General features: G+C 48.8%; 12 protein-coding genes. 4 read left to right on the forward strand and 8 right to left on the reverse strand.

Annotation, left to right across the window (positions count from 1 at the left end; genetic code table 11):
* Positions 1–32: 32 nt before the first annotated feature.
* The 3 genes from ACOMHB_RS15530 (at position 33) to ACOMHB_RS15540 (ending at position 3,872) form a co-directional block, all read left to right on the forward strand.
* Positions 33–539 (forward strand): hypothetical protein, encoded by a 507-nt coding sequence (locus ACOMHB_RS15530; RefSeq protein ID WP_448217289.1) that lies wholly within the window; start codon positions 33–35, stop codon positions 537–539.
* A gap of 5 nt (positions 540–544) precedes the next feature.
* Positions 545–1,822 carry a hypothetical protein gene (locus ACOMHB_RS15535; protein ID WP_448217290.1) on the forward strand — a complete coding sequence of 426 codons (1,278 nt, stop codon included), beginning with the start codon at positions 545–547 and terminating at the stop codon, positions 1,820–1,822.
* Between the two features lie 310 nt (positions 1,823–2,132).
* Positions 2,133–3,872, forward strand: a complete 1,740-nt coding sequence (locus ACOMHB_RS15540; protein WP_448217291.1) for a hypothetical protein — start codon at positions 2,133–2,135, stop codon at positions 3,870–3,872.
* Positions 3,873–3,931: 59 nt separating this feature from the next.
* Here ACOMHB_RS15540 and cysG read toward each other — a convergent pair whose 3' ends face one another.
* Positions 3,932–5,320: a siroheme synthase CysG gene (cysG, locus tag ACOMHB_RS15545; protein ID WP_448217292.1), complete on the reverse strand. Its 1,389-nt coding sequence runs from the start codon at positions 5,318–5,320 to the stop codon at positions 3,932–3,934.
* A gap of 509 nt (positions 5,321–5,829) precedes the next feature.
* Between cysG and ACOMHB_RS15550 the strand changes: the two genes are divergently transcribed.
* Complete coding sequence (locus tag ACOMHB_RS15550) at positions 5,830–7,221, forward strand: MATE family efflux transporter (protein ID WP_448217293.1); 1,392 nt, start codon at positions 5,830–5,832, stop codon at positions 7,219–7,221.
* A gap of 49 nt (positions 7,222–7,270) precedes the next feature.
* Here ACOMHB_RS15550 and serS read toward each other — a convergent pair whose 3' ends face one another.
* The 7 genes from serS to ACOMHB_RS15585 form a co-directional block, all read right to left on the reverse strand.
* Complete coding sequence (gene serS / locus ACOMHB_RS15555) at positions 7,271–8,554, reverse strand: serine--tRNA ligase (RefSeq protein WP_448217294.1); 1,284 nt, start codon at positions 8,552–8,554, stop codon at positions 7,271–7,273.
* A 177-nt stretch (positions 8,555–8,731) separates the two neighbouring features.
* Complete coding sequence (locus ACOMHB_RS15560; RefSeq protein WP_448217295.1) at positions 8,732–10,255, reverse strand: hypothetical protein; 1,524 nt, start codon at positions 10,253–10,255, stop codon at positions 8,732–8,734.
* Positions 10,256–10,401: 146 nt separating this feature from the next.
* Positions 10,402–11,949, reverse strand: a complete 1,548-nt coding sequence (locus ACOMHB_RS15565) for a hypothetical protein (RefSeq protein WP_448217296.1) — start codon at positions 11,947–11,949, stop codon at positions 10,402–10,404.
* 143 nt (positions 11,950–12,092) lie between these two features.
* A complete protein-coding gene (locus ACOMHB_RS15570) occupies positions 12,093–13,142 on the reverse strand; it encodes a hypothetical protein (protein WP_448217297.1) in 1,050 nt (349 codons plus the stop codon).
* A 193-nt stretch (positions 13,143–13,335) separates the two neighbouring features.
* Positions 13,336–14,499, reverse strand: a complete 1,164-nt coding sequence (locus ACOMHB_RS15575; RefSeq protein WP_448217298.1) for a hypothetical protein — start codon at positions 14,497–14,499, stop codon at positions 13,336–13,338.
* Positions 14,500–14,568: 69 nt separating this feature from the next.
* A complete protein-coding gene (locus ACOMHB_RS15580; RefSeq protein ID WP_448217299.1) occupies positions 14,569–15,639 on the reverse strand; it encodes a hypothetical protein in 1,071 nt (356 codons plus the stop codon).
* A gap of 154 nt (positions 15,640–15,793) precedes the next feature.
* Positions 15,794–17,392 (reverse strand): hypothetical protein, encoded by a 1,599-nt coding sequence (locus ACOMHB_RS15585; RefSeq protein ID WP_448217300.1) that lies wholly within the window; start codon positions 17,390–17,392, stop codon positions 15,794–15,796.
* Positions 17,393–17,516: the final 124 nt, after the last annotated feature.

Raw genomic sequence — 17,516 nt, forward strand, 5'->3', positions numbered from 1 at the left:
TCCAACAACCACAGTTCAATTGACAACGGCAGTTGAACCGACAGCCTCAGTTCAAACGACAGCCGCAGTTCAACCGTTCGCCGCAGTTCAATCGACAGCCGCAGTTCAATCGTCAGCCGCAGTTCAATCGACAGCTGCAGTTCAATCGTCAGCCGCAGTTCAATCGACAGCTGGAGTTCAATCGTCAGCCGCAGTTCAATCGACAGCCGCAGTTCAATCGTCAGCCGCAGTTCAATCGACAGCTGCAGTTCAATCGTCAGCCGCAGTTCAATCGACAGCTGGAGTTCAATCGTCAGCCGCAGTTCAATCGTCAGCCGCAGTTCAATCGTCAGCCGCAGTTCAATCGACAGCTACAGCTCAATCGTCAACTGCAGCTCCTACGACTGCAGCTCCTACTACTGCAACTCCCCCTCCAAGGGAATTATGTAGCTCTCTCAGAGGTCAAACGACTGGGGTTGAACGACGACTTCAGCAATACAGTGGTCTTGTTAGCGGACGACAGTGCGTTGTTCTCAGTGCCGACCCTGCAGATGATTTAAGTGAGTTGATAAAACAGATTCCTGATAACACCATTATCTTGCTTTCCTCCAATACAACTTCTCCAACCGTTGCCCCCGTAACAGGTAAGCCCACTGTTGATTATCTTATTGCCAGTCCAATAACTTTGAAAAACGGTCAGGACATCATCGGGGCTGCTGATGACGGTTTTGAAATTGTTATCAAGCTTCATCCAGGTTTTGCAGACAGAAACATGATCGAGGTTGGAGTTGAATACAATGGCGGATTCAATTTTAGCGAAACAATAGACAATCATATAAAACACATAACTTTCCGGCCAACTGGAACTGATCCCGATAATCCAATTTACACTATTTTTTACACAAACTGTTATAACAGGACACTGGCTATAGAAAACAACGTTTTATATCTCCCTACCTGGGCTGCAGTTGAAGTGAGTTGCAGTTTAGCTCTGGATGCATCCGCCAATAATTTGCACACGGGCCCGGGCCTACGCTTCGCCAACAACAAGGTCATAGCTGAAACCATCCGCACATCACAACACAGCATGATTCCTCAGGAGGCGATAATTATTGCTCTTGCCAACATCACTAACCAATCAAACAAGCTCGAAATAATTGAAAACACATTTCGGGGCAAAATCTCAGAATTGGCTGAGATTACAATTGGGTCCGGTAGCAGTATTGATATTTTTAGAAACACGGCTTCCATTTACATTGACAATAAAGACATAACACGAAGCGAAATTAGAACAGGAAGAGTGCTCCGACGAGGGGGATTGGCTTTAAGGGGACTTTCATCTACTGTGAGAAAAGCTCCTCGCTATAATCTGGCCGGTAATTATATCCGGGTCACAACGCAAGCTTTAACCATCATTAATCAGATTGAACTGGCCCTGGCCTGTAACCGCTTTCTGGGAATGATTCTGTGGAAACAATACAGCGATTATTTTTCACTGATAGCAGTTAACCCCATACGGCTGGGAACTGAGTGCCAAACATCCGTGAGTTCAACCGCCGGCATAGCGACGACCAGAAGACCGACAGTCGACCAGATCGTGAATACCTGGACTCCCATCAATTATTCCAGAGCTTCTGTTCTATCCGGGCTGAAAAATATCCAGGGTCAGCTCTACTTTGATAATGCAGCAAACTGCCCGACACTTGCTACCCCTGCTGTTATTGACACCACATCAGCGGGTTTAGACGACTCTGATGTTGTGACCACTTCAACTGCAGGTTTAACCGCCGCGACGACTGCTTTGGGTGTTATAACCACTCTGGCTGTATTGTTGAATCTATAGCCAGGTGCAACCAGGCGCTGATATAAATGTACCCAGCGTTTATTCTGATTGCTGTGCTTTCAGGTGCTGTGGGTGGTCCCGGCCCGGGAATCCGTACATCATCTCAGGAGATAGACATTCCCGTCGAGGGCAAAACGAGTGATATGAAATAGCTCTGGAGTCAGGGCTGGTTGTCCGGGCAAGAGCACTGAAGAGAGGGTAGTAAGAAAAATCCAACTGTTTTTCCTGAAACATCTTAACCATATTAATGGATAAGTATATATGCGGAGTCTAGGCTTCTTATCTGGGAGGCTTATCGGGAGTCTTTAACATGACCAAGCTACAGTATTATTCAGCCTGCTTAATCGCTCTTGTACTCCTGTCACAGGCTCTGATTCTGCAGGCACAGAACACAACTCAATCACCCAGTGTAACCCCTTCTGCTCCCCCCCTCCTTCCGACTGAATTGTGCGACCGTCTTTCACCACAGGCAATGGGGGTTGATGCGGTAGTGAACCTTTATAGCGACCTTGTTTACAATCGACAGTGTATTGTTCTCAAAGCTGACCCGACAGAGAATTTAAACAAGCTGATCGAACGGATTCCAGAGAACACTGTTATTTTGCTCTCCTCCGAAACCGTGCAGACCTCAACCACTGCCCCAACCACTGCCAATGTCACCACCAGCTCTTCGATGAATATGACCTCTTCCTCAATGGTTCTGTCAAATAGCACCACAGCGATGCCTCCTCCGTCAACGACCTCGGCGCCTGGTAAAATTACCGCTAAATACTTTATTGACGGTGAAATTCGTTTGAAAGACGGTCAGGACATTCTTGGAGCTGCCGAGGTCGATCATGAAATCGTTATCGAGGATCGGCCAGGATTTACAGGCAGTAGTATGATCAGGATTGGAGCCCCTGATCACTTCCTCTTCGGAGAAAGAAGAAAAAGTAATATACAACACATTACTTTCCGGCCAACCCGTGAGAATAACCTCCCCAAAATTGACTCCATTGTTTTTGCAGAGTGTTATAACCGCAGACTGATATTAGAAAAAAACGTATTCCATCTTCCTGTTCGGGCAGCAGTTAACCTGGATTGCAAATTACCTTTGAATTTATCCGCCACTTATTGGTATCGAGGTCCAGGTCTACAGTTTGCCAATAACACGGTCATTGGAAAAAAATACACCGGGCTTCACAACGGCATTCTTTCCGATCTTATTCCCGATCAGGGAGTATTAGTCAATCTTCCCGCCATCAAGTACCAGTCCAGGTTATTGACTGTGACTGGGAACACATTCCAGGGCGATATGGCAGAGGCGGGAGAGTTCAGACTGGGCCCCAGAATCTCCATGGATGTGTTCAAAAACAATGTTAATATTTCCAATGAGGGTATCACACGACTCGACCCTCTTCGCAAGGGAGGGTTTGTACTTGTTGGTACCGCAGATAAGGAAACAAAGTTTCCTCTTTTTTACCTGATTGGTAATCAGATCAAAACAACACAGACCGCTCTGACCGTCAGTGGACTGCTTGCTCTGAATTTGGTTTGTAACCACCTTCAGGCAGTCAAACCATGGTGGCAACCTCTGGAACGCTTCAGCCTGAAAGCAGCACACATAACACTGGATGACGCGGAAAAACAAAAACTGTGCGAAAAAGTTGTAAGTTCACCCAGTGTCTGGCCAATTCCCACTCAAACAACCGTGAATATCTGGACCGCCATGAATGGTTCCACAGCCAATGCCTGCGCCGGGCTGGTCAACCTCGAAGGTGAGCTCTTCTTTGTTTCAGAGGTCTGCCAGCCAGTCAGTCCGTCCTCTGACCCAGCTGCAGGTTTCGCAGCCTTCTTCAATGCCGTCAATATGAGTTCGGCAGCGGCCTCCAACTTATCAAACACAGTTACGACCACAGCACTCCCAACTTCATCAAATACAAATATGACCGTCGTACCCACTGCATCAAGCACAAATATGACAGTCCTGCCCACTTCATCAGCAGGTAAAGCCGCAGTGACGACTGCTCTGGGTGTCATGGCCACTCTGGCCATATTGTCGAACTTATAACCTGATGCATTCCCGCGCAAAGGGCGGGAATGCAGTGGGTGGGGGATGTATTGTTTGAACTAAGAAGTTTGAGGATTAAACCACTTAAGCTTGTCGTGGAGCTGCACCACATCACCAACAATTATCAAAGTGGGTGCCTTTACAGCATTCCCTTCAACAATGCTGCAAATAGTATCCAGAGTTCCGGTGAATACCCTTTGTTTCTGGGTGGTTCCCTTCTCAATCAAAGCAATGGGTGTGTCTGAACTGCGCCCGTGTTTGTGTAACTCTTCACAGATTCGTGGCAACCCCATCAGACCCATGTAGAAAACCAGAGTCTGGGAAGTGTCAACCATTTCTTGCCAGTTCAGGTTATAGCTGTCGTCTTTAAGATGACCGGTTACAAACCTTACAGACTGAGCATGATCTCTGTGCGTCAGGGGAATGCCCGCATAACTGGCACAGCCGGATGCCGCCGTAACACCCGGCACCACTTGAAAAGGAATATTCTCTTCAGCCAGAGTGTCAATCTCTTCACCTCCCCGACCAAAAATAAATGGATCTCCTCCTTTCAGACGCAACACCCGTTTACCTTCTTTTGCCAGATCGACCAGTAGCTGATTAATTTCTTCCTGAGGGCGGGTGTGTCGATCGCGCTTCTTGCCTACGTAGATGTAATCCGCATCCCGGCGACAGAGTGACAATACCTGTTCTGAAACCAGTCGGTCATGCAACACGACATCAGCCTGCTGCATCAACCTCAGTGCTTTGAATGTCAGCAAGTCCGGGTCCCCTGGCCCACCACCCACCAGATACACTTCCCCGGTTGTCACCGCTTCGGAGCTGGCGAGCTCTTCTTCCATTAAACGTTGGGCTGCCTCAACATCGCCGGAAATGGCTTTTTCCGCAGCACTCCCGGTTAACACACGCTCCCAGAAATATCTGCGATCATTGATATGACTGAATTTCCGGGACACTTTTGCACGAAACTGCCCCGCCATTTCGGCGAGACGGCCATAGCCAGCCGGCAAGATGGATTCCAATTGCTGTCGCAGCATTCGCGCTAGAACAGGTGCTTTTCCTCCCGTTGAGAAAGCCACCATAACCGGTGAGCGATCGACAATAGAAGGCATTACGGCATTACCGGATTGAGCGTCATCGACGACGTTGACAAACAAATTTTGCAGCTTTGCCTGCCGGGCCACTTCCGAGTTCACTTCAGGATCATCGGTTGCTGCAATAACGAGACAAACGCCTTTCAAATCAGAAAGCTCAAAGGCTTTCTGCCGGAACTGATGATCTCCGGCATTGATCAATGTCATCAGGTCCGGGTGAATTTCGGGCGCTACCAGCTGAATCATCGCACCCGCATCAGACAGTAATCTGGCTTTGCGCAAGGCAATGTCCCCCCCCCCAACGAGAAGACAGGGACGATCACGAACTTCGAGGAATAATGGCAAATAATCCACTCGGACGACTCTCTTTCAGTTATCATTATTGTATCCGGGAAACGGTTTTTTCAGCGGCTTAACCTGATACTGAACCTGTTCCTCTCATTGTCCGGCATTATACCAGTGAATGCTTATCCTTTAATAAGAATAAATTTGATCCTTATACCCTCTTTTAAAGCCTTAAAATCCAATGCCTGGTTGTCTCACTTCAGAGTTCGGTATTTCCCAGCAGATGAGCGATACTTTAGTTCATATAATCTACGCCGAATAATTCAAGACTGAATCTAGAACAGTCTAAGTACTCAGCCATACGGAATCGAATATTTCTGGCTTATTGGGCAGGTGCTCTGCAAGGCGCAACGACGGGAACATAGCAAGCTATGTGACCAGAGTTGCAACGCATCACGACTGCATGGATGCAGGAGCTAGAGCAACGCAGGAGCAGTTGCCGCGAGTGCCTGAACAATAAGTCAGAAAATATGATTTCGTATGGTTGAGTACTTAATACCCTTTTTATCAGGAACTGCATGAATACATCCGCTTCACTAAGTTTTAGTGCGGACAGGGAGTTTTTTCATAAACTCTGGCGCCTCGCCCTGCCTGTTTCCCTGCAATCCATGATGTTTTCCCTGCTCGGACTCATCGATATTCTGATGGTCGGTCAGCTGGGTGAGACAGCCGTTGCGGCGGTGGGCCTGGGAAACCGAATCTTTTTCTTTAACCTGATTCTGACTGCCTCTCTGGGTAGCGGTATGAGTATTCTGGCCTCACAGTTTATCGGCTCGGGCGATCCTGCGGGCTTGCGAAGAACGCTGGTGCAATCGCTGCTGACCTCAGTACTCATCACGGTACCTATCGTGGCCTTTTACATGCTGCTGCCTGATGTCGTGATCGGGCTTTCAACCCGCGACCCTGAGCTAACCCGACTGGCTATTGAATACCTCCTGATTACCGCCCCTTCGATTATCTGTGCGGCAATTGTCGTACCTTTGGAAGCCGCGATGAGAGCATCTGGCGATGCCAGAACACCCACCCTCATTGGCTTTTATGCCATTCTGGTGAATGTATTCCTGAATTACGTGCTGATTTTTGGGCACTTTGGATTCCCGGAACTGGGCGTTGCCGGATCGGCCTGGGGAACAACGCTGTCCAGACTCTTCCAGACAGTCCTTCTGCTCTGTTACATCAAACAATTCAGAAGCTACCTGATTCCCGAAAAACAGGATTTAGAGTTGGGCCTGAAAACGAAAGAGCTGATTCGCTATTTCAAAGTCAGTGTTCCCATCGTGCTCCAGGACGGATCCTGGGCTTTTGGTCTGATTATATACAGCGTCATCTATGCCGGTATTGGTGTCAATGAGCTTGCAGTCATGTCAGCGATCTCCTCTATCGAGGCCATCCTGATTTCACTGTTTCTCGGATTCGGTGTGGGCGGCTCTATTATTCTGGGTCAGGAACTGGGAGCCTGCCGTTTTGAGAGAGCCTGGCGACAGGGTTGGATGATGCTGGTCATGTCACCCTTTATTGCGCTGTTTATTGGTACTCTGCTGATCGTTTTCCGGACGGATGTGGTTACCCTGTTCGGAAAGTTTGAAGGCTCCACCATGACTATGGCTCAGGAGGCAATGATCGTAGCCAGTGTGGGCTTGTGTATCCGGGTTATCAACCTGATGGGAATTATCGGCCTGCTGAGAAGTGGCGGAGATGTTAAAGCCACCGCTATCATCTGCACCTTTGCCATGTGGGGGATTGGCATCCCCATGGCCTGGCTCGCAGCGCACTGGGGACTGCCGCTGTACCTGGTGTTTATTTTCAGCCTGTTTGAAGAGCTGTTTAAGGCTATGATGGTGTTGTTCAGAGTATTCTCACGACGGTGGTTGAAGAACCTGGTCTCGGAGCCTGTGACCCAGAGCACCTGAAGGTGCTCTGGTTTTAGAACTATCTGTTTCAGAGCTATCTGTTTCAGAACTATCTGCCCAGCACAGTGACGCCACCCATGTAGGGCTGAAGCACTTCCGGGATAGTAATGGAGCCGTCTTCATTCTGATAATTTTCCAGAACAGCCACCAGCGTTCTGCCCACTGCCAGACCCGAACCATTGAGGGTATGCAGCAGTTCCGGCTTGCCGGTTTCGGGATTACGGAAACGGGCCAGCATGCGGCGAGCCTGGAAATCCAGACAGTTACTGACAGAAGAAATCTCACGGTACTTGCCCTGACCCGGCAGCCAGACTTCCAGATCGTAAGTTTTGGCGGCACCAAAGCCAAGATCACCGCCGCAGAGCGCGACTACGCGATAAGGCAGTCCCAGTTTCTGCAGAATAGCCTCAGCATGACCGGTCATGGCTTCCAGCGCCTCGAACGACTTTTCCGGATGCACTACCTGAACCATTTCCACTTTCTCAAACTGATGCTGGCGGATCAGGCCACGGGTATCACGACCATGGCTGCCTGCTTCGCTGCGAAAACAGCAAGAGTGTGCCGTCAGTTTCAGTGGCAGTTCAATGGCATCCAGAATGCTCTCACGTACGACGTTAGTCAGGGTCACTTCGGAGGTTGGAATCAGGTAGAAAGGTTTCTCAGCTTCAGCGCATTCGGTCTTGAACAGATCTTCACTGAACTTTGGCAGCTGTCCAGTCCCCAGCAGAGCGGTATCATGAACCAGAGCCGGTGTATTGACCTCTTCATAACCATGTTCCTGAACCTGAACATCCAGCATAAACTGAGCCAGGGCACGATGCAGTCGGGCAATGCCACCACGCATCAGTGTAAAACGTGCACCAGACAGTTTGGTGCCGGTTTCAAAGTCCAGACCCAGGGGCTCACCCAGATCAACGTGATCCTTGATATCAAACTGGAAATCAGCCGGGGTTCCCCAACGACGCACTTCAACATTGTCTTCTTCATCAGCTCCTTCCGGTACTGATTCATGGGGCAGATTGGGAACCCCCAGTAACAAGTCATTCAGTTCTACCTGCAGGGCTGACAGTTGGTGCTCGGACTCTTTCACCTCCGCAGAGAGCTGGTCCATACGAGCCTTGAGTTCGGAGATATCACCGCCTCGGGATTTGATCTTGCCGAACTCCTTCGACCCGGATTTACGTTCGCTCTGAAGCTGTTCGGTGCGCATCTGCAGGGACTTGCGACGCTCTTCCAAAGCGTTTAGTCGCTCTACATCCAGCTCGAAATGCTTTTTACGAAGCAAGGCAGCCACTTCATCGAGGTGGCTGCGAACGTATTTGGGATCCAGCATGTGAATTCCGTAACCTTATGTCTTGAACAATTCTGAGGGTCCTGAACCAGGACGAGTGCAGAGATCCTGAGCAGATCTCCGTGAAACATCAATAATAAGGAAAGTCTGCAAATTCACAAGGGGCAGGTTCTTTAATTGCGGAAATTGTTTATTGGGGAGTCTTTTTAATGGTGCCATTCAGCTCCAGGTCGCCTTGCGACACTGAACCTCAGAAGTCCTTGGGGTACGCCAGCTGGAACAGCCACTTGCTCTTTGCTGACTTGAAGAACTACTGGAGGGTGAATGTGTGGTCGCCCTCCCCTGCTGATGGCTAGTTCCGCTGCAGGTGGCTGTTCGGGCCCTTTCATCCGCCTCTTCCTGCATCATCTCCATTTCCATCTCCATCTCCATCTCCCGGCGTCTTTTCTCTTCTTTTGTCAAGAGATACCTGCGTTCCTTCAAATAGTCGTATAGCTTTATCAGCGATATCTGCATGCTGAGATTAATATCCACGTTACAGGAATAGGGATCCAGAGCCCCGGACCTGATCAGTACTTTCTCCGTAACCCTTCTATCAAAGCCTTCCATAATCTCTCCGATCTTTTTCCTGTCTCTCCTGTCAGGCTCCCGGTCCCTTCCTTCCTGATCTTCCAGCTCGAGTGCCTTGCCTAACTTTCTTTGCAACTCCTCCGCCTGTTCAATCTCCCATGTCCATTGCTCTCTTTGTGATAGCCTCTGGCCATGAGCAATGACTATACCCATCACGCCGGTTAAAAAACCTCCGAGCAATGCGCCTGAAAGGAACAGTACTTTATAATTGAGACCATCGAGATTATAACCACTTCGGGGGTGGTAGGTGACCGGCTTTTTACCCTCCAGAACTCTGTGAACCTGCTGGTACCATTCAGTGCCATAACCTTCAAGACCAGCGGCGTCCATAAACAGGGCGGAAAGATCTTCTTGATAATGACGACGTTCACTGTCTGTACGCCAGAGGGTGGAATGGCTGTTAAACAGTTCAGTCAAAGAGGAAACGTAAAGAACAAAGGCTGGGTCTCTGGCAATCTCCGGGTCCTGTTTTTGCTCATCGACCCTGTAGCTGAGATGACGAAGCGCCTTGCCACGGAGAAAAAGCTCCTGCATTTCTACCAGAATGAAACCAAGCTGCCGGGATAACTCTCTCGGGGAAAGCGGGTTGGACGGAAATTCTCTGAAACTGTTCTGCACTGCCTCTTCAATCAGGCTCGCCATTGAGTCCGTTCGGTCTTCAGCCGAGACCCCCTGAAGCAACACAGGTCGCGTTCGATACCAACGAGCAACATCCGGGGATTCTTCCATGCCAGGTGCTTTGTTGAGCAGAAGGTGAAACATAGGGTGGTCCGGATTGTCGCTAGCGGTGACTTTCGAAATAGTATGCCGGACAGCCTGATGAACGAGTCTGGTCAAAAACTGCTGTCGGGTTTCTGTCTGACTGTCTGGTAAAGAGTGGCCTTCCGCCCCCTGATCCTGCTCATAGCTATCATAGACTCGCCGAACCGAAACCATGATGGCTTTTAACAGCTTCTCATTTTCTTCGGCAAACACGTAATCAAAATAGAGACTGTTCAGATTATCCCGGACATTCCTGGCGGCTTTCTGCTCGGGTGACTCAGCACTGCCCCAACAGGAAGTCACCAGCATCAAGCTGAAAAACACAAACAATAAGCCTCGAAGAAAAAACATCTGACCTCCCTGTCAACTGGCAAATTAAAAAATTATAGGACAAGCAACTGGCCGCTGCGGAATAAAAACAATGAATCCATGGCCAGAACCTTCTAATGGCGGAAATTGTTTACCGAACATAAATCAGCTGACAAAGCTTTAAATAATCAATCCCAGCTAGCCTCCAGCCCCTGAACTGAAAGAGTGGTCGGTGTATCCCAACTGGAAAAGCCAAAACCACCATCGTTGTCTGAAGAATCCCAACTGAAGCCGGAATTGGATAGGGTCTTGAGCTTATTTTGTTGATGGGTTGTTGCAGTGTAGGCGGCTGTTCTGGCTCTTTCAGCCGCTTCTTGCCGCTGCTGTTCATGACGTATTTTATCTTCTCTTGTCAGGATATATTCTTCTTGTCTCAAATGGCTATAAAGATCTGCCAGCGACCACTGCATATAGAGATCATCCAGATCCATGTCACAGAAATGGGGATCCAGAACCCCGGCTCTGATCATGACTTTTTCCCAAATCTTTCGATCAAAGCCTTCGATGATATCTCTTACCTTCTTCCTGTCCCTTCTGTTAGGTGTCCAGTCCCTTCCTTTCGGATCTTTCCGCCAAGGCTTGTTGAGTGCTCTGCCCAGCTTCTTTCGCAGCTTTTCCTCTTGCCGCCACTTGCGTTCCATTTTATATTCATCGACCATCAAAAAGGCCATTATGCTGATCATGCTGATGACCACGCCGCCTGCCGAAGCGATCACCCCAATTTTAAACCAGCGTTCCCAGTTATTGTCATCCTGATGGCTTTGCCTGATCGGCTTTTCAATGACCAGCTTTTTACTGACCCGTTTTTCACCATCCAGAATTCTGCGAACCTGCTGATACCACCCAAGACCGTAATCCTGACGGTCAGCCGCTTCCATAAACAGGGCAGAGAGGTTTTCCTGATAGTCACGACGTTTGCTGTCTTTATGCCAGAGGGTGGGATGATTATTAAAGTCTTCAGTCAGGATGGTCAGGTAAATGTTAAATGCAGGGTCTCTGGCAATCCGTGGGTTCTGTTTTTGCTTTTCAACCTTAAAACTAAGTGAACGAAGCGCCTTGCCCCGGAGAAAAAGCTCCTGCATTTCCAGCAGAATAAAACCGAGTTGCCGGGCTAACTGCTCCGGGGAAAGCGGGTTGGCGGGAAATTCTCTGAAGCTGTTCTGCACAGCCTCCTCAATCAGACTCTCCATGGAGTCCAGACGATCTTCAGCCATCACCCCCAGAAGCATGACCGGATAGGTTTGAGACCAGTGAACAACATCCTGAGATTCCTTCATGTCGGGAGCATTGCTGAATGCCTGCAGGAGATGAAACATGGGACGGTCCGGGTCACTGTCGTCCAATTTATCGTTAACTTTCGCAATAGTGTGGCGGGCAGCCTGCTGGACGAGTCTGGTAAGAAACTGCTGTCGAGCTTCTTTCTGATTGTCTGGAACCAGTTGGTCTTGCGGCCACTGATTCGGCTTATAAAGGTCATAGATTTGCCGGACAGATACCATCATGGCTTTTAACAGCCCCTCATTTTCTTTGGCAAAGACATAATCAAAATAGAGATTGCCAAGATTCTTCTGGGCATTCCTCTCAGCTTTCTGCTCGATTGACTCAACACTGCTCCAGCTGGAAGCCACTGCTATCAGACTGAGAAACAAAAACAGAAAACCACGAAAAAGAAGCATCCAACACCCCTGTGTCCTGACAAATTAAGGAAGCATAGAACAAGGTAATGGCAGCTGCAGAGAAAAAACCAATGAATTTAGGGCAGAACGTTTAATTGTGGAAATTGTTCAGCGAAACGGGGGCTCTGGCTAATGTTTACAGCCTATCCTCTTTTAGCTCTTCTTCGCGGAGGTTCCGGTTCACATATTTCTTTCACTATTGATACCACCGTGAAGATGACCACCAAGGAAAACGGAATCATGATCACAGGTTTGATCCAATGTTCCCAATCATTGTCAGCCCCGAAAGGCTCTTCAATGACCGGTTTTTCTCCATCCAGAACCCTGCGAATCTGCTGGTACCACTCAATACCATATTCTTCATGATCAGCAGCTTTCATAAACAGGGCGGAGAGGTCTCCCTGATACTGACGCCATTTGCTCCCCCCGCTCTCTGTATGCCAGAGGGTGCCGTGGCTGTTAAACCGTTCAGTCAAAAAGGAAAGAAAAAAAGCAAATGAAAGATCACTGCCGATCTCCGGTATCCGTTTGAAGCGGTTTACCGTGTGGCTAAGAGAACGGAGCGCCTTACCACGGAGAAAAAGCTCCTGCATTTCCACCACTATAAAACCCAGTTGCCGGGCTAACTGTTCCCGGGAAACCGGGTTAGACGGGAATTCTCTGAAACTGTTCTGCACAGCCTCCTGAATCAGGCTCTCCATAGAGTCCATACGATCTTCAGCGACGACCCCCTGAAGCAACACAGGCCGGGTTCGATACCAATGAACGACATCCCCGGATTCCTCCATGGCAGGAGCATTACTGAATGCCTGCAGGAGATGGAACATGGAACAGTCTGGGTGACTGTCAACCACCTTTTCGCTACCAATGACTTTCGAAGTAGTATGCCGGATAGCCTGCTGGATGAGGTTGGTGAGAAGTTGCTGTCGGGCTTCTGTCCGATTCTCTGTTGCAGAGTGACCTTCCGACCAAAGATCCTGATAATAGTAGTCATAGACTTGCCGCACTGAAACCATGATGGCTTCTAACAGCCTTTTATTTTCTTCGGCAAAGACGAAACTAAAATAGAGGCCGTTGACACTGAGCCGGGCATTCCTGTGAGCTTTCTGCTCGGGTGACTCAACACTGCTCCAACAGGAAGCCACCAGCATAAGATTAAAAAACAGAAACCATAAACTACGAAAAAGAAGCATCTGCCCCCCTATTTCCTGAAAAATTTACAAAGCATAGGACAATCAACTAGGAGGCTGAAAAAGTCATTAAAATAAACCCCAACAACTCGTTTCCACGCTGGAGCGGAACGAGTCAAAAAATCCCAACTGAAGCTGGTAAATCAGGTTGAGCGCTCTGCCTGATGTCCTTTGCAGCCTATCCTCAAACAGCTACTCATACCCTTGGTACAAACATTTCATATACATGTGCAGTTCTCAAAAGATGAGCCACCGCGTTGATCATCAGCATGCTAAAAATAGCAATCAGCTCAAGTCCGATCTTTCGATCCAGTAAATCGCTGATCATGTTCACGTAGTCTTTCCTGACTGGCTCTTTATTGACCGGCTTTTTATTGACCGGCTCATTATTGACCGGCTTATTATTGAATAGCTTTCCACTATCCAGAATTCTGCGAACCAGCTTGTAAAACTCCAAACCATAATTTTTATGATTAGCGGCTTGCGAAAACAGGACGGAGAGGCCTCCCTGAAACTTAAGCCATTTGCTCCCCAGGCTCTTTGTATGCCAGAGGGTGTCATTGCTGTTAAACAGCTCAGTCAAAAAGGAAAGATAAAGAGTGAATGCAGGATCATTGGCAATCTCCGGGTTCTGTTTTTGCTGCTCTATCTTGTAGCTGAGAGACCGGAGCGCCCTGCCACGGAGAAAAAGCTCCTGCATTTCCAGCAGAATATAGCCGAGTTGCCAGGCTAACTGTACCCGGGTAAGTGGCTCATAATAGAATGCCCTCTTCACCACAAATCTTGGTAATAACTGTTCCCAGGTAAGTGGGTGAGACGGGAATTCTCTGAAACTGTTCTTTACCGCCTCCTGAATCAGGTTCTCCATGGAGTCCGTACGATCTTCAGCCAGAATCCCCTGAAGCAACACCGGCTGATTTTGATACCAATCAATAACATCCCGGGATTCCTCCAGAGCAGGAATACTATTGAATACCTGCAGAAAATGAAGCGAGGGACTGCAAGGGCGACTGTCATCCATACCATTGTCACCGGTGACTTTTGCAATAGTATGACGGATGGCCTCCTGAACAAGACTGGTAAGCAGCCGCTGCCGATCTTCTTTCTGACTGTCTGGAGTAAAATGACTTTCCAGCGACTGATACTGCTCATCGCGGTCATAGACTTTCCGTGCAGAAACCATGATGGTTTCTAGCAGCAACTTATTTTCTCCGGCAAAGACGTAACCAAAATAGAGATTGCTTATGTCGTACTGGACATCTATGAGAGCTTTCCGCCCGACTGACTCAACACTGCCCCGACAGGAAGCCACCAGCATCAGACTGAAAAGCAGAGACCATAAACCACGAAAAAGAAGCACCCGCCCCCCCTATGCCCTGACAAATTCAGAAAGCATAGGACAATCGACTAGTGGGTGCAGACAAAGTCACTAGAATTGCCCTTGGTGAAGGCGTATACGGTACGCAAAATCTTCCACAATAACGATCATCAGCCAATCAACCACAAGCCAAAGGGTAAATTTCTCCCTTGGGCCCACTTCAATGCAGTACAGGTAGTATTTGATGTCATTCCAGTACGAGTAGTATTTCCTGGCCGGCTTTTCATGGAGCAGCTTTTCACCATCCAGAATTCTGCGAACCCGCTGGTACCGCTCAATACCATAATTTTCATGATGAGCGGCTTTCATAAACAGGGCGTAGAGGTCTTCCTGATACTGACGCCATTTGCTCCCCAGGCTCTTTCTATGCCAGAGGGCTTCATGGCTGTTAAACAGTTCAGTCAAAAAGGAAAGATAAAGAATAAATGCAGGATCACCGGCAATCTTCGGGTTCTGTTTTTGCTGCTCTATCTCGTAGCTGAGAGACCGGAGCGCCCTGCCACGGAGAAAAAGCTCCTGCATTTCCAGCAGAATAAAACCGAGTTGCCGGGCTAACTGTTTCCGGGAAAATGGGTTGGACGGAAATTCTCTGAAACTGTTCTGTACCGCCTCCTGAATCAGGCTCTCCATGGAGTCCCTGCGATCTTCAGCCAGCACCCCCTGAAGCAACACCGGCTGGTTTCGATACCAATGAATAACATCCCGGGATTCCTCCATGGCAGGAGAACCACTGAATGCCTGCAGGAGATGAAACATGGAACGGTCCCGGTAACTGTCATCTATATCATCGTTACCCGTGATTTTCGCAATAGTATGGCGGGTAGCCTGCTGGACAAGTCTGGTGAGCAGCTGCCGCCGGTGCTCTGTCTGATTGTCAGAAGCAAAATGACTTTCCGGCCACTGATACAGCTCATAGCGGTCATAAACTTTCCGTGCTGAAACCATAATGGCTTCTAACAGCCTGTTATTTTCTTCGGCAAAGACGTGACCAAAATAAAGACCGTTGATGTCGTAATGGACATCTATGAGAGCTGTCCGTTCGAGTGATTCAACACTGCCCCAACAGGTGGCCACCAGCATCAGATTCAAAAACACAGACCATAAACCGCAGAAAATAAACATCCGCCACCCCAATGTCCTGACAAATTCAGGGAGCATAGGACAATCCACTGGCAAGTGCCGAAAAACTAATTAATGGTTCAGATTCAGACGTTCCCGGCAGGCAAATGAGAACACTGCCGGGCCTCCAAACATGGAATCAGGCACATAAATGACCTCAATTCCAGTCCGCATCCCGTCCCTGAACCTCAGTGGCAGTGGCAGTACCAAAGCTGACATAACCACTGTCGTCATCGCTGCCTGGAAAATTATAAGTGAAGCTCGATAAAGACTCCGACCCGTTTTGTTGCGAGGTTGTTTCAGTGTATGAGGGCGTCCAGGCTCTTTCATTAGCCTGTTCCTGCTCTTTTCTGCGGCGTTCTTTATATTCTTCCTGCTCCCTTTTTCGGCGAATTTCATCTTTTTCTGTCCAGATATAGCGTTCTTTCCTCAAATACCTGTAGAGCTCTGTCAGCGATATCTGCATGTAGATATCAGCTATATCCATGTTACAGAAAAGGGGATTCAGAACCCCAGCCTGGATCAGTACATTTTTTATGATCTTTTCTTCAAAGCCTTCCGCAGCTTCTTTGACTTCCTTCCTGTCAGTTTCGTTGGGTTTCCAGTCCCTTCCCTGCGGATCTTCCCGCCCGGGTTTGTTGAGTGTTTTGCCCAATTTCCTTTGCAGATTCTCCTCCTGCCGCCGCTCCTGCCTGCCCTGCTCCGCTTCATGTTCAGACATTCCCAGACAGACCATGGTGGTGACAAATGCGCCAAACATTACACTCATCCCAAGCACCACTCTAAAGGGAGTGAGTTCAAACCAGCCTTCCCACTCATCATCATCCCGGTAGTAATGCCTGTGCGGTTTCTGAGCGGGCGTTGGTCGGGTAACAGGCACTGGCTTTTCACCATCGAGAATCCTGCGAATCTGCTGGTACCATTCATTGCCATAACCTTCACGATCAGCGGCTTTCATAAACAGGGCGGAGAGGTCTTCCTGATAATGACGACGTTTGCTGTCGGTATGCCAGAGAGTAGGATGCTTGTTAAAGGCTTCCGTCAGCAGGGACAGGTAAATGGTAAATGCAGGGTCTCTGGCAATCTGCGGGTTCTTTTTTTGCTTGTCTACCTTGTAACTGAGTAAACGAAGCGCCTTGCCCCGGAGAAACAGCTCCTGCATTTCGACCAGGATAAAACCGAGTTGCCGGGCTAACTGTTCCCGGGTAAGCGGGTCAGACGGGAATTCTTTGAAACTGTTCTGCACAGCCTCCTGAATCAGGCTCTCCATGGAGTCCATACGATCTTCAGCCAGAACCCCCTTAAGCATCACCGGCCTGGTCTGGAACCAATGAGCAACATCCAGGGATTCCTGCATGGATGGCGCATTGCTCAGTGCCTGCAGAATATGAAACATGGGAAGATAACTGTCATCCGTGTCATCGTTACCATTGATTTTTGCAATAGCATGGCGGGTGGCCTGTTGAACCAGCTCGGTGAGTAGCTGCTGTCGGGCTTCTGTCTGATAGAGAGATTCAGACTGACATTCCAGCCTTTTATCCAACTCATCGCGGTCATAGATACGCCGCACTGAAACCATGATGGCTTTTAACAGCCTCTCATTTTCTTCTGCAAAGACGTAATCGAAATAGAGTCTGTTGATATTGTTCCGGACATTCCTGGCAGCTTTCTCCCCGGGTGAATCAACACTGCCCCAACAGGAAGCTACCAGCATCAGACTGAAAAACACGGACCACAAACCACGAAAAAAAAACATCTGCCACCCCTGCGCCCTGACAAATTCAGAAAGCTTAGGACAAGCGTCTGGCAGGTTCTGAAAAATTATTGGCTCAGGCTGCATTCGGTTTAAAGAGCGGCCGGATACCCTGATAACCCAGACT

The organism is Endozoicomonas sp. 2B-B (genome assembly GCF_053470045.1).

Bases quoted from the DNA above. Each gene is read 5' to 3' on its own strand.
- ACOMHB_RS15540 (WP_448217291.1), top strand. From the start codon at position 2,133: ATGACCAAGCTACAGTATTATTCAGCCTGCTTAATCGCTCTTGTACTC.
- ACOMHB_RS15550 (WP_448217293.1), top strand. From the start codon at position 5,830: ATGAATACATCCGCTTCACTAAGTTTTAGTGCGGACAGGGAGTTTTTT.
- serS (WP_448217294.1), bottom strand. From the start codon at position 8,554: ATGCTGGATCCCAAATACGTTCGCAGCCACCTCGATGAAGTGGCTGCC.
- ACOMHB_RS15560 (WP_448217295.1), bottom strand. From the start codon at position 10,255: ATGTTTTTTCTTCGAGGCTTATTGTTTGTGTTTTTCAGCTTGATGCTG.
- ACOMHB_RS15565 (WP_448217296.1), bottom strand. From the start codon at position 11,949: ATGCTTCTTTTTCGTGGTTTTCTGTTTTTGTTTCTCAGTCTGATAGCA.
- ACOMHB_RS15570 (WP_448217297.1), bottom strand. From the start codon at position 13,142: ATGCTTCTTTTTCGTAGTTTATGGTTTCTGTTTTTTAATCTTATGCTG.
- ACOMHB_RS15580 (WP_448217299.1), bottom strand. From the start codon at position 15,639: ATGTTTATTTTCTGCGGTTTATGGTCTGTGTTTTTGAATCTGATGCTG.
- ACOMHB_RS15585 (WP_448217300.1), bottom strand. From the start codon at position 17,392: ATGTTTTTTTTTCGTGGTTTGTGGTCCGTGTTTTTCAGTCTGATGCTG.